The sequence below is a fragment of the Streptomyces sp. NPDC055506 genome, assembly GCF_053643595.1.
Genome location: NZ_JBSHKH010000008.1, coordinates 88469 through 101839, shown reverse-complemented (window position 1 = coordinate 101839; position 13371 = coordinate 88469). Strand labels below are relative to the sequence as shown.

The following is a 13371-nucleotide window of genomic DNA, read 5'->3' as shown; positions in this document are numbered from 1 at the left end:
TTCTCGGAGAGTGGGTGTCACCAGGCCACGGGCAGGCTGTGCACGCCGTAGGTCGTCCCGGTGTGGTCGAACTCCAGGTCCTCGATCGCCGCGTCCAGCCGCAGGGTCGGGATGCGGCGGTAGAGCGTGCCGTAGACGACCTGGAGCTCCAGGCGGGCCAGGTTCTGGCCCAGGCACTGGTGGGGGCCGTAGCCGAACGCCTGGTGGATCCGGGCCGGGCGGGTGATGTCCAGCCGCTCGGCCTCGGGGAAGACCTCAGGGTCCCAGTTCGCGGCGTGCAGGTCGAAGATGATGCCGTCGCCCTTGCGGATGACCACGTCACCGATCTCGATGTCGTCCTTGGCGACCCTGCGGACGCCGGTCTGGACGATGGACAGATAGCGCAGCACCTCGTCCACCGCGTTCGCGACCAGCTTCGGGTCGTCGCTCTCGCGCAGCAGGGCGAGCTGGCCGGGGTGCTGGAGCAGGGCGAGGGTGCCGAGGCTGATCATCGTCGCGGTGGTCTCGTGACCGGCGATCAGCATCGCGACGCCCATGTGGACGGCCTCGGTGTGTGTCATCTCGCCGGCCCGCACCCGGCCGGCCATCTCCGACAGCACGTCGTCGTCCGGATCGGCCGCCTTACGCGTGATCAGGCTGTCCAGGTAGGCGGCCAGCTCACCGCTGACCCTCCTGGCCTCCTCCGCCGACACCGAACTGTCCAGCACCAGGCTGCTGCTGCGCTGGAAGAAGTCGTGGTCCGAGTACGGCACTCCGAGCAGTTCGGCGATGACCAGGGACGGCACCGGCAGCGCGATCGCCTTGAGCAGATCGACCGGGTTGGGGCCGGCGAGCATCTGGTCGATCAGGTCGTCGACGATCTTCTGGACCGGCTCCCGCATCTTCTCGATCCGCTTGACCACGAACGGCCCGTTGACGGTCCGCCGCAGCCGCGTGTGCTCCGGGGCGTCCGTGTTGGTGATGAGCCGGGGTGAGTTCGCAGCGATGGACGCCCGGTGGGCGTTGACGTACGGGAAGCCGGGGTCGAGATCGTCGTCGCTGACGCGGGAGTCGGGCAGCAGGGCCCGCTGGTCGGCGTGGCGGGTGACCAGCCAGGGCGTGCTGCCGTTCCAGATCCGCACCTTGGTGATCGGCTTCTCGTTCCGCAGTTCCTGGGCGACCGGGGCCGGAGCCAGCGGGCACTCCGCCGCGCGCGGCAGCGGGTACTCGGGCAGCGGGCCGGTGGCGCCGGTGACGGGGCAGGACAGGGCATCGGACATGACGTCTCCTCAGTGAGCCGGTGAGGTGGGATGGGGGAGGGAAGAGTTCCAGGAGGTCGCGGTGTCTCAGGCGTGGGCCGCGTTCCGGTGGTTGGCGACGATCCCGCCGGCCGCGCCGAGCGAGACGAGCCCCATGGCGGCAGCGGCGGCGATTCCCTTCACGCCGTCCAGGGCGAGTGCATCGCCACGGCCGCACCGCCGTTGAACAGGAACAGGAACCAGAGCGTGCCCGGCCTGGACAGGAAGCCCTTGATCCTCGGCTTCTTCGCGAGGCGCGTACCGGTGACGAGTGCGACGGCGGACCCGGCGATGGTCGCCACGTCCTTCGGGGTGCCGTCGAGGACGGCACCGGCGCCCAGGGCGGCGCCGAGACCGACGGTGAAGAAGCTCCAGAGCAGCAGGCTGGCGACGAACGACTTGACGGTGGCGAGGAGCGCGGACATGGAGGTACCTCTCGGGGTGGAATGCGGGGGAGAAAGGGGTGGGTTCGGCGTTTGCGACCTGCTCACCACGATCCCGTCCGCCGTGTGCCGCGACGAGGGAGCGCGCTCCCGGACCGGGGGTGCAGCCTGCTACACCACAGCCTCTTCGGCGCTTGCCTCGGCCGGCTCGGACCGCTCGGCCGGTTCGCCGGCCGCCTGCCGTCGCGGCAGGAAGGAGGCGAGGAAGAAGGCCAGCAGGGCGGCGCCGGCACCGAGGGCCATGACCGTCCTGAAGCCGTTCTCGGAGGGCAGGGTGTGCCCGCCGAAGCCGGTCGTCAGCTGCGCCAGGATGACTCCCGCGAGGGCGCTGGCGAACGACGTTCCCATGGAGCGCATCAGGGTGTTGAGGCTGTTGGCCGCCGCCGTCTCGGAGGCCGGCACCGCGCCCATGATCAGGGCGGGCATGGCCCCGTAGGCGAAGCCGACACCGCCGCCGATGACACAGGCGACCAGGACGATGTGCCAGATCTCGGACATCAGCACGATGCTCAGTCCGTACCCGGCGGCCACGACGACCGCGCCGATCATCAGGGTGACCTTGGGTCCCTTCGCCTTGGTGAGGGCGGCGGACACGGCGGACATGGCCATCATCACCAGTCCCTGCGGGGCCAGGATCAGGCCGACGGCCAGCATGGACTTGCCCAGCCCGTAGCCGGTCTGCTCGGGCAGCTGGAGGACCTGCGGCAGGACGAGCGACATGGCGAACATCGAGAAGCCGAGCGCGACCGAGGCGAGGTTGGTGAACAGCACCTGGCGGCGGGCGGTGGTGCGCAGGTCCACCAGCGGCTGGGCGGTGCGCAGTTCGTACCGTCCCCACAGCAGGAAGACCATGACCGCGGCGGCGAACAGACCCAGGGTCGTGCCGCTGGTCCAGCCCCAGTCGCCGCCCTTGGAGACGGCCAGCAGCAGTGACACCAGCGCGGCGGACAGGCCGAGGGAGCCGAGCAGGTCGAAGGTGCCGCCGGTGCGGACCTTCGACTCGGGGACGATCAGCACAAGGAGCGCCAGGGCGACGACACCGAGGGCGGCGGAGATCCAGAACAGCGTGTGCCAGTCGTAGCGGTCGGCGATGAAGGCGGCCGCGGGCAGACCGAGGGCGCCGCCGATGCCCAGGGAGGCGCTCATCAGGGCGGTGGAGCCGGCGAGCCGCTCGGCGGGCAGGACGTCCCGCATGATGCTGATGCCGAGCGGGACGACGGCCGCCGCCAGGCCCTGGAGCGTCCGGCCGACGATCATCGGGACGAGCGAGTCGCTCAGGGCGCAGACGACCGAGCCGGACACCAGCAGCACGATGCTGACCAGCAGCATGCGGCGCTTGCCGAACATGTCGCCGAGACGGCCGACGACCGGAGTGGCGACGGCGGCGGCCAGCAGGGTGGCGGTGATCGCCCAGGCGGCGTTCGAGGGGGAGGCGTCCAGATATCTCGGCAGCTCGGGAACGATCGGGATGACGAGGGTCTGCATCAGCGAGACCACGATGCCTGCGAAGGCCAGGACCCCGACCACGGCGTTCGATCTGGGCGGAGCGGGTGATCCGGTCTTCGCGTGGTGGGCGACGGGGTGGGACATGGGAGCCTCCGGGAGCGACGGGGAAGCGCGGTTGCTTGACTTAGGCAAGCAGATTCTTCTTGCCTAAGTCAAGCAACTTTTTTAGCCTGGGCCCATGCCCACACCGCATCCCGTGGCGGACCCCGCCTCGACGGCCCTGGCCGAGATCGAGCGGGCCCTCACGCGCATCACGTATCTGGCCGGCCGGGCCCGGCAGCACGAGCGTCTGATGGCCGAGTCGGGACTCTCGCTCGACCGGGCCGCCGCGGCGATCCTGCGGCACATCGCCGAGAGCGAGCCGCTGCGGCCCGGCGTGCTGGCGGCCCGGCTCTCGGTGGAGGCGTCCCACGTCACCCGGCAGCTGCGGCACCTGGAGCGAGCCGGCTATGTGACCCGAGTCCCGGACCCGGACGACCGGCGCGCCCACCGCGTCCGGCTCACCGAGGCCGGCCTGGCCGCGGCCGATCGCATGCGACGGGTGCGCCGCCAGGGCATGGAGCTGGCCCTGGCGGCATGGTCACCCGAGGAACTGCGGCAGTTGGCGACGCTCTTCCACCGGCTCGTGGACGACTTCGTGACGCACACCGAGAGCGAGCTGCCCCTCCGCCCCGCGTAGCCGGCGCGTGCTACAGCAGGTCGCGCGGCACCTTCTCGTTCCAGGTGCGGGAGAAGACGCGGCGGTCGGCCTCGTACGCGTCGAGGGTCGCGTCCACGAAGAAGTCCTCCTCGTCGCACCGGAGCTGGGTGTGCGTCACCACCCGTACGTCCCAGTCGTCCCGCCGGAACCGCATGGTCCAGGTGGACTCGCCGGAGGCCGAGGTGAAGTCGTCGGCGACCGCTGTGTAGCGCTCGTGGGCGCGGCGGCCGGCCTCGACGCCGATGTCCTCGAAGCGGACCGTGCCCCGGTCCTTCATGATGTCCAGCTCCGCGTGGTAGCCGACCAGGTCACGCTTGACCTCCCAGCGCTCCTCGGGGGGCGTCAGCTGGCTCGTGGCGAGCGGGGGAGTGCCCTCGGGTTCGCCGAAGGGGGACGACGGTACCTCGTCGGGTTCCTCCACCGGCCGGACCGGCAGGGTGAGGGTGCTGGAGTGCTCGTGGACGCTGAGCAGGGCCGGCTTCGGCGGGGGCCAGGCCAGCGGCCAGTACGACGTGGACAGGGAGAGCCGGATGCGGTGGCCCGGCGGGAACGCCTGCGCGACACCGTTGAGCGGGATCGTCGCGCGGTAGCGCCGGCCCGGCTCCAGCGGCTCGGGGGACTCCGTGCTGTCGCGGCGGGTGAGGTTCAGAATGCCGTACGAGACACGGGTCGCGGCGCCGTCGGGGCTCACGTCGGACAGCCGCGCGGCCACCATCGCGACCGGCTCGCTCACCGACAGATCGAGCTCCACGCTCGGCGAGCCGAGGATCTCCACCTGCTCGGTCAGCGGCTCGGTGTCGAAGACGAGGGAGCCGCCGTCCTCCTCGCGCTGGTCGTACGGCAGGTCCGGGGGCGCGTTGTAGGAGGCCCACTTGCCTCCGAACTGGCCCACCGACAGCGGGGACTGCACGGTCAGCGCATCGCCGCCGCCCGGAGTCCCTTCCGCGTCCTGCGGCGGCCCGATCGTGTGCCGGGAGAGCGGGTGCACGACCGGCCGGATGTGCGGGGACGGCCAGTCCGGCTCGCCGACCCAGCGGCCCGGCCGTTCCTCGTAGGACGTGGAGGGCGGCACGCTCTCCTGCATCCACGTCCGCAGCATGGGGCCGTCCATGACGCCGTTGTCGACGCCCTTGAGCCAGTGGTCCCACCACCGTACGAGTTCCTGGAGGTAGCCGATGGCGGGGCCGGGCTCCCCGAGGTGGGGGAACTTGTGCGACCAGGGGCCGATCAGCCCCTTGCGGGGGACGTCCAGGTTGCCGAGCAGCCGGGTCACGGCGTTGGAATAGCCGTCCGCCCAGCCGCTGGAGGCCAGGACCGGGCAGCGCACACTCGCGTAGTCCTCACACACCGAGGCGTGCCGCCAGTAGTCGTCACGGCGCTGGTGGCGCAGCCACTCGAGGACCCACGGCTCGGTCTGCTCCAGCCGTTCATGCCACATCTCGCGCCAGCGGTCGCCGACCACGGCCGGGTCGGGCGGACAGGTGGCGTAGGCGAACATGGTGCCCGCCTCGGCCAGGTTGTCCGACAGCAGGGCGCCGCCCATGTAGTGCATGTCGTCGGCGTGCCGGTCGTCGGTGAAGGAGGCGATGGCGATGGCCTTCAGGCCCGGCGGCCGGCGGGCCGCCACCTGGAGCGCGGCGAACGCGCCCCAGGAGATGCCCATCATGCCCGTGCCGCCGTCGCACCAGGGCTGTTCCGCCAGCCAGGCCAGGACCTCCTCCGCGTCCGCCTGCTCCCGCTCCAGGTACTCGTCCCGCAGCACGCCCTCCGAGTCCCCGGTGCCGCGCAGGTCGACGCGGACGCAGGCGTAGCCGTGTCCGGCGAGGTACGGGTGGTGGATCGAGTCGCGTACGGCCGTCAGGTCGCGCTTGCGGTACGGGATGTACTCCAGCACCGCGGGCACCGGCTCCTGGTCCGAGGAGGTCGGGCGCCAGATGTGCGCCGAGAGCCGGACCCCGTCGGACATCGGGATCGTGACGTGCTCGTCTTCCTTCGTCGCGTACGGCAGGTTGGTCACGTAACGCATGGAACCCATGTGCTCCTTACTCTCGCGGGGCGTCCTCGACGGCGAGGTCCAGGGCGGCCACGCAGTGGTCGTACTTCTCGCGCATCTCCTTCTCGTCCGCCCCGCCGGTGAAGATGTGCGCCAACTCGTAGCTGTAGCTGTCCTGTCCGGGGAGTTCCGAGAGCCTGCTGCCCTCGTCGGGGACCACCTCGATGCGCACGCCCGGGTTCTCCCGCTCGATGCGGGCGATCTCCTCGGGCCCGGGCACCCGGCGCACCGCCCCGTCGGTGAACCAGCGGTGGTACCACTTCGCCGCCATCGCGTACGGGCCCTCGCCCTGCGGCATGCGGGGGTCCTCGCCGAGGGCGAGGCTGACCATGCAGTGGTGGTTGGGCACGCCGTCGACGTACTGGAACAGCTCCGCGTGCGACTGGGAGTGCCGGGGATTGATCTCCAGCAGGCTGATCCCCTGGGTCCGCGGGTCGTAGAAGTACTCGATGCTGAAGGTGGCCGTGTCCATGCCTATCTGCCGCATCACGCGCCCGGAGACGTCGTGGAGTTCGTCGATGACCGGCTGGGGCAGCGTCGAGGGGTACTGGTGGCGCAGGAAGCAGGGGGAGTCCGGGTACTGGATGGAGTCCAGGACTCCGTAGACCGTCACCTCGCCCTGGTGGACGTAGCCCTCCACGGCGACCTGGACGCCGGACATCGACTCCTCCGCCAGGCAGACCTGGCCGCCCACGCCGTCCATCTCCGGCGGCAGGTCGATGCGTTCGAGGATGTGCTCGAAGGGGCCCCCGATCCGGGATATGCCGTCGCGGATCTCGGCGACCGCCGTGCGGAACTCCTCTTCGTCATCGACTCCGAAGGCCAGCTCGGAGGAGTAGGAGAGTGCGGGCTTGAGCCACATGGGGAAGGTGACCTTCTCCGGCGGGCTCGGCGGCTCGGCCGACAGGTCGACCCTGCCGAAGCGCGGGTGCCGGTCGGTGGCCTTCTGCTGTTCCAGCCGGCTCCAGTACTTGTGCTCGCACTTGACCACCGACTCCAGGCTCGTGCTGCGGGTTCCGTAGCGTTCGCTGAGGATCGGGACGAGGGTGCTGACCGGGAAGTCCCAGTAGCCGACGATCGCGTCTATGCTTCCGTCGAAGGCGTCCAGCACACCCTGGGCCTTGTCCAGCAGCGTGGGCAGGTGCACCTCGCCGACCTGGAGTTCCTCGACGGTCAGCAGCTGGTGAAAACGCAGCCGTTGGGCTCCCGGGACCTGCCGAAGGGTCGGCAGATTGGCCTCGTCGAGCCCTAGCACGAACACGTTCCTCACCGTCTCATTCGACACGGCTCTCCTTCCGACGTCCGGCTCGGGGGCCGGTCTTCCAAGATCGTCGGAGTACCCCTCACACGTGTCGGCATGCCGTTTCGGGCGCGCCCGCCTCCCGGCCGGGGCGCGTGCGGCCGGCGGCTCAGAGGGACGTCTCGGAGGGCAGCGGCTGTTCCGCCCAGATCGTCTTGCCCGTGGCGGTCTGGCGGGTGCCCCAGCGGTCGGAGAGCTGGGCGACGAGGAGCAGGCCGCGTCCGCCCTCGTCGAAGACGCGGGCCCGGCGCAGGTGGGGTGCGGTGTTGCTGCCGTCGGACACCTCGCAGATGAGGGTCGAGTCGCGGATCAGCCGCAGTTCGATGGGGGCGCCGCCGTAGCGCAGGGCGTTGGTGACCAGTTCGCTGACGATCAGCTCCGTCGTGAACGCCGCCTCCGTGAGTCCCCAGGCGGCCAGTTGTCCGCCCGCCAGCTTGCGGGCCCGGGCCACGGCGGCGGGGTCCGGTGGCAGCTGCCAGGTGTGCACCTGTTCGGCGCCGAGCGCGGCGGTCCGGGCCAGCATCAGCACGATGTCGTCGGCGGAACGGCCGCCCAGCACGGTCCGCAGCACCCGGTCACAGGTCTCCTCCAGCGCGTCGGCGGGGGTGCTCAGCGCCTGGCGCAGCAGGCCGAGCCCGACCTCGATGTCGTGGTCGGCCGCCTCGATCAGCCCGTCGGTGTAGAGGGCGAGCAGGCTGTTCTCCTCCAGCCGCACCTCGATCGCCTCGAACGGCAGGCCGCCCAGGCCCAGCGGCGGCCCGGCCGGCAGGTCGAGAAACCGTACGCCGCCGTCCGGCGTGACGAGCGCCGGCTGCGGATGCCCGGCGCGGGCCATGGTGCAGCGACGGGACACCGGGTCGTACACGGCGTACAGACAGGTCGCTCCGACCTGCCCCGACGCCTCCGCCGACCGCCCGCGCACCTCCGGGCCCTCCTCCCGGTCGAGCCTGAGGACGAGGTCGTCCAGCTGGGTGAGCAGCTCGTCGGGGGCGAGATCGACATCCGCGAGCGTCCGTACGGCGGTCCGCAGCCGGCCCATCGTGGCGGACGCGTGGATGCCGTGGCCCACCACATCACCCACGACCAGGGCGACCCGGGCGCCGGACAGCGGGATCACGTCGAACCAGTCGCCGCCGATGTCCGCTCCGGAACCGGTCGGCAGATAGCGGTAGGCGACCTCCATGGCCGCCAGCTCCGGAGGCCGGTCGGGCAGCAGACTGCGCTGGAGCGCCAGTGCCGTACGGCGTTCCCGGGTGTAGCGGCGGGCGTTGTCCACGCTCACCGCCGCCCTGGCGACGATCTCCTCCGCGAGCAGCAGGTCGTCCTCGCTGAACGGCTCCGGCGTCCGGTGCCGCAGGAAGTGCACCAGGCCCAGGGTCACCCCCCGGGCGCGCAGCGGCACCATCATCACCGAGTGGATCATGTGCTTGGCCACGGACTCGGCGCGGGCGGGCGAGGAGCTGATCCACTCCCGCATCCCCGGATCCCCCGGCCGGTGCCGGGTGCCCCGGCCGCCGACCAGCGTCCGCACGGGCAGCGTGTCCACGGGGTAGAGCGTCGTCTCGCCCGAGGGGATCACCGACTCGGGGCAGCCCGCCAGCACCGACCGCTGAGCGGTGCGCCGCACGGTGACCGGCGCGTCCAGCGGCAGCGGTTCCGGCTCGTCCCCCAGGGCGACGGACTCCAGCAGGTCCACGGTGACGAAGTCCGCGAACCCGCTCACCGCCACCTCGGCCAGCTCGTCCGCCGTCCGGGCCACGTCCAGGGTGCTCCCGATGCGGAGACTGGCGTCGTTGAGCACCGCCAGCCGGCGGCGGGCCCAGGACTGCTCAGTGGTGTCGAACACGGTCGCGGACAGCCCCTGGACCGTGCCGGTCTCGTCCTTCAACGGCGACATGTACATGGACCAGGCGTGCGGCCGGGTCTCGCCCGGGGCCAGGCCGTGCTCCTCGTGGAAGATCATCTCGCCGGTGCGCAGAACCTCCCGCTGGAGGCGGTCGTACTTGTCGAAGGGCCAGGTGGGGTGGATCTCCCACAGGGTCAGACCCCTCATCTCCTCCACGGTCCGGCCCATCACCTGGGTCATGACCTCGTTGGCGGCCACGAGCCGGGCCTCCCGGTCGTAGACCGCCACCGCCACCGGGAGCTGGGAGAGCGTGAGGTCCCACAGGGGCAGGGCTTCGGGCTCGGCCCGCCTCGCCGTGTGCGCCGGTGTGGTGCCGGTCACCAGCCAGAGCCGCCCGCGGCCGGCGTCCGTCAGCGGCGTTCCCTGCAGCCGTACCACGACACGGTGGCCGTCCCGGTGCCGGAGGGCGACCTCACCGGCCCACCGCTGTCCGTCGGCCACATGCCGGCGCGTGGATTCCGGGAGGTCGGCGGCGAGCAGTCGGCCGACGGTCCGGCCCACGATCTCGGCGGCGTCGTATCCGAGCAGGCGGCGAGCACCGTCGCTCCACGCCGTGATCGCCCCGCGGGCGTCGACGACGACCGCGAGATCCTCGGGTACGCGTCCCTCCACGGTGCCTCCGCAGGTGATCCCGACCTGTTTATGCCCTTTCTGCTCGCATCTGACCGTATTCGGAAGCGGGTACCCGCGCAGGGCGCCCGCTATCGCGACTCCCGCCGGGGTGGATCAGCGCTCGTGGTTGTGCATGACGTGCTTGGTACGAGGAGCCCGCGCGCACCGCGCCGGCCATGATCGCCCGGCTCCCCGAGGACGACATCGCCCCGCATCCGTGGGCCACGCTTGCGGGACGGCCACGCCTGGGCTGAACAGGTCCCGCTGTCAGATGGCCGCGCGGATCGCCCGCTCGAACCCCTCGACATGACCGCGGGCGAGCTGTGCCGCCTTCTCCGGTTCACCCGCCACGATCGCCTCGATCAACGGCCCGTGCTCCTCGACGTGTCCGGCCATGTCGGACAGCCGGTCGAGGAACAGGCACCAGATGCGGGTGGCGAGGTTGTCGTGGCGGACGAGGGTGTCCTCCAGGTAGGGGTTGTGCGCGGCGGCGTAGACGGCGCGGTGGACCTGGAGGTCCAGACGCATGAGCCCGGCGTCGTCGTGCCGGCCTGAATGCGCGCTCTCCAGCTCCTGCCGCAGGGCCGTCAGGACCGCCCGGTCCGCGGCCGTGGCGCGGCGCGCGGCCTGGGCGGCGGCCAGCGGTTCCAGCTCTTGACGCACCTCGGAGATATGGGCCAGATCCGTGATGTTGACCTCGGTGGCGAAGGTGCCGCGCCGGGGGAAGGTCGTGATCAGCCGCTCGTACTGGAGCCGCTTGAGCGCCTCGCGCACCGGCGTCCGTCCGACGCCGAGGGACTGCGCCAGCTGTTCCTCGTGGATCGGCGCGCCCGGGCGGATCTCGAGCATGACGAGCCGGTCGCGGATGGCGCGGTAGGCGCGCTCGGCGAGCGACAGCTCCTCGCCCCCGGGTGCCCCGTCCGCGGGCTCGGTCGCCAACTGCTGCATGAATGCCCCCTTGACCTGTCCGGCGAGCTCCCATACCGTACCGCAGAGTCTGATATATCAGTTGCGCATTAGTCGGCCACCAGGATGGTGCACAGATGGCAACCAGCCCGTCGACCAGCACACTCGCCTCCCCCCTCGACCTCCCGCTCGGCGAACTCGACCCGGACGTCGCCACCGCCGTGCACGCCGAGCTGCACCGCCAGCAGTCCACCCTCGAGATGATCGCCTCGGAGAACTTCGCCCCGGCCGCCGTCATGGAGGCCCAGGGCTCGGTCCTGACCAACAAGTACGCCGAGGGCTACCCGGGCCGCCGCTACTACGGCGGCTGCGCACACGTCGACGCCGTCGAGCGGTTGGCCATCGCCCGGGTGAAGGACCTGTTCGGCGCCGACGCCGCGAACGTGCAGCCCCACTCGGGCGCCCAGGCCAACGCCGCCGCGATGTCCGCGCTGCTGAAGCCGGGCGACACGATCCTCGGGCTCGACCTGGCGCACGGCGGTCACCTGACCCACGGCATGCGCCTCAACTACTCCGGCAAGCTGTACGGCGTCGTGCCGTACCACGTGCGCGCGTCCGATCTGCGCGTCGACATGGACGAGGTCGAGCAACTCGCCCTCGCGCACCGGCCCCGGATGATCGTCGCCGGCTGGTCGGCCTACGCGCGGCGGCTGGACTTCGCCGCGTTCCGCAGGATCGCCGACCGGGTGGGCGCGTATCTCCTCGTGGACATGGCCCACTTCGCCGGGCTGGTGGCCGCGGGCCTGCACCCCAACCCGGTGCCGTACGCCGACGTCGTCACGACCACCACGCACAAGACCCTCGGCGGCCCGCGCGGCGGCGTGATCCTCAGCCGGGCCGACCTGGCCAAGAAGATCGACTCGGCGGTCTTCCCGGGCCAGCAGGGCGGCCCGCTGGAGCATGTCATCGCGGCGAAGGCGGTCGCCTTCAAGGTGGCGGCGGGGGAGGAGTTCAAGGAGCGCCAGCAGCGCACCCTGCACGGCGCCCGCATCCTCGCCGGACGGCTGCTCTCCGACGATGTGGCCGAGGCCGGGATCACGGTGCTCACCGGCGGCACCGAAGTCCACCTGGTCCTCGTCGACCTGCGGAACTCCGCGCTCGACGGCCGGCAGGCCGAGGACCGGCTGCACCGCGTCGGCATCACCGTCAACCGCAACGCGGTGCCGTTCGACCCACGCCCGCCGATGGTCTCGTCGGGGCTGCGGATCGGCACCCCGGCCCTGGCCACCCGCGGCTTCGGCGACGCGGAGTTCCGCGAGGTCGCCGACATCATCGCCCAGGCCCTCAAGGGCGAACAGCCCGAGGACGCACTGCGCGACCGGGTCGGCAAGCTCGCCGCCGCCTTCCCCCTCTATCCCCACCTCTCCCACGCGAACGGAGGCGCGACATGACCGCCCAGCCGCTGCCGGAGCACCCGGACTTCCTGTGGCGCACCCCCGAGCCGCGCTCCTCGTACGACGTCGTCATCGTCGGCGCGGGCGGCCACGGCCTGGCCACCGCCTACTACCTCGCCAAGAACCACGGCATCACCAACGTCGCCGTCCTGGAGAAGGGCTGGCTGGCCGGCGGCAACATGGCCCGCAACACCACGATCATCCGCTCCAACTACCTCTGGGACGAGAGCGCGGCGATCTACGAACACGCCCTGAAACTGTGGGAGCGGCTCCCCGAGGAGCTGGACTACGACTTCCTGTTCAGCCAGCGGGGCGTCCTCAACCTCGCGCACACCCTCCAGGACGTCCGCGAGGGCGTGCGCCGGGCCAACGCCAACCGTCTCAACGGAGTCGACGCCCAGTGGCTCGAACCGGACGAGGTCGCCAAGGTCTGCCCCATCCTCAACGTCTCGTCCCGCACCCGCTATCCGGTCCTCGGCGCCACCTTCCAGCCCCGGGCCGGCATCGCCAAGCACGACCACGTCGCCTGGGCGCTGGCCCGCCGCGCCGACGAGCTGGGCGTGGACCTGATCCAGGGCTGCGAGGTCACCGGGTTCCTCAAGGACGGCGACCGTGTCGTGGGCGTCGAGACCAACCTCGGACGCATCCACGCCGGCCGGGTCGGTCTCGCGGCGGCCGGGCACAGCAGTGTGCTGGCCGAGCGGGCGGGCGTCCGGCTGCCGGTGCAGTCCCATCCGCTCCAGGCGCTGGTCTCCGAGCTGCACGAGCCGGTGCACCCGACGGTGGTGATGTCGAACCACGTCCATGTCTACGTCTCCCAGGCCCACAAGGGCGAGCTGGTGATGGGCGCGGGGGTCGACTCCTACAACGGCTACGGGCAGCGCGGCTCCTTCCACGTCATCGAGCAGCAGATGGCCGCCGCCGTCGAGCTGTTCCCCGTCTTCGCCCGCGCGCACGTGCTGCGCACCTGGGGCGGGATCGTCGACGTCACCCCGGACGCGTCCCCGATCATCGGCAGGACCCCCGTCGAGAACCTCTTTGTCAACTGCGGCTGGGGCACCGGCGGTTTCAAGGCCACCCCGGCCGCCGGCTGGACCTTCGCGCACACCCTCGCCACGGGCGAGCCGCATCCGCTGAACGCCCCCTTCGCCCTCGAACGCTTCACGACGGGCGCCCTGATCGACGAACACGGCGCAGCGGCCGTGGCCCACTGA

Annotated in this window: 10 protein-coding genes; 3 read left to right on the top strand and 7 right to left on the bottom strand. The window is 71.3% G+C overall.

The genetic code is table 11. The annotated features are described in order from the left end of the window. Positions 1-17 precede the first annotated feature (17 nt). The 3 genes from ACWIF2_RS05570 to ACWIF2_RS05560 all read right to left on the bottom strand — a co-directional run bounded on the left by ACWIF2_RS05570 (position 18) and on the right by ACWIF2_RS05560 (position 3310). Complete coding sequence (locus ACWIF2_RS05570; RefSeq protein ID WP_454358765.1) at positions 18-1259, bottom strand: cytochrome P450; 1242 nt, start codon at positions 1257-1259, stop codon at positions 18-20. Between the two features lie 158 nt (positions 1260-1417). After that, positions 1418-1702 (bottom strand): hypothetical protein, encoded by a 285-nt coding sequence (locus tag ACWIF2_RS05565; RefSeq protein WP_454358764.1) that lies wholly within the window; start codon positions 1700-1702, stop codon positions 1418-1420. 129 nt (positions 1703-1831) lie between these two features. Further along, on the bottom strand, positions 1832-3310 hold the full coding sequence (locus tag ACWIF2_RS05560; RefSeq protein ID WP_454358763.1) for an MFS transporter: 1479 nt from the start codon (positions 3308-3310) through the stop codon (positions 1832-1834). Positions 3311-3404: 94 nt separating this feature from the next. Here ACWIF2_RS05560 and ACWIF2_RS05555 point away from each other — a divergent pair, with 94 nt between their 5' ends. Further along, complete coding sequence (locus ACWIF2_RS05555) at positions 3405-3905, top strand: MarR family winged helix-turn-helix transcriptional regulator (protein ID WP_454358762.1); 501 nt, start codon at positions 3405-3407, stop codon at positions 3903-3905. A 10-nt stretch (positions 3906-3915) separates the two neighbouring features. Here ACWIF2_RS05555 and ACWIF2_RS05550 read toward each other — a convergent pair whose 3' ends face one another. From ACWIF2_RS05550 to ACWIF2_RS05535, 4 genes are all read right to left on the bottom strand, one after another. Beyond that, positions 3916-5952 (bottom strand): CocE/NonD family hydrolase, encoded by a 2037-nt coding sequence (locus tag ACWIF2_RS05550; RefSeq protein WP_454358797.1) that lies wholly within the window; start codon positions 5950-5952, stop codon positions 3916-3918. Positions 5953-5968: 16 nt separating this feature from the next. Further along, positions 5969-7264 (bottom strand): ATP-grasp domain-containing protein, encoded by a 1296-nt coding sequence (locus ACWIF2_RS05545; RefSeq protein ID WP_454358761.1) that lies wholly within the window; start codon positions 7262-7264, stop codon positions 5969-5971. 124 nt (positions 7265-7388) lie between these two features. Next, the gene (locus ACWIF2_RS05540) at positions 7389-9797 is read right to left on the bottom strand and encodes a SpoIIE family protein phosphatase (protein WP_454358760.1); all 2409 of its coding nucleotides are present in this window, start codon (positions 9795-9797) and stop codon (positions 7389-7391) included. Positions 9798-10064: 267 nt separating this feature from the next. Next, a complete protein-coding gene (locus ACWIF2_RS05535) occupies positions 10065-10745 on the bottom strand; it encodes a GntR family transcriptional regulator (protein WP_454358759.1) in 681 nt (226 codons plus the stop codon). A gap of 95 nt (positions 10746-10840) precedes the next feature. Here ACWIF2_RS05535 and ACWIF2_RS05530 point away from each other — a divergent pair, with 95 nt between their 5' ends. Then, on the top strand, positions 10841-12154 hold the full coding sequence (locus ACWIF2_RS05530; protein WP_454358758.1) for a serine hydroxymethyltransferase: 1314 nt from the start codon (positions 10841-10843) through the stop codon (positions 12152-12154). Then, on the top strand, positions 12151-13371 hold the full coding sequence (locus ACWIF2_RS05525) for a sarcosine oxidase subunit beta family protein (RefSeq protein WP_454358757.1): 1221 nt from the start codon (positions 12151-12153) through the stop codon (positions 13369-13371). Before ACWIF2_RS05530 ends, ACWIF2_RS05525 begins: the two co-directional genes overlap by 4 nt.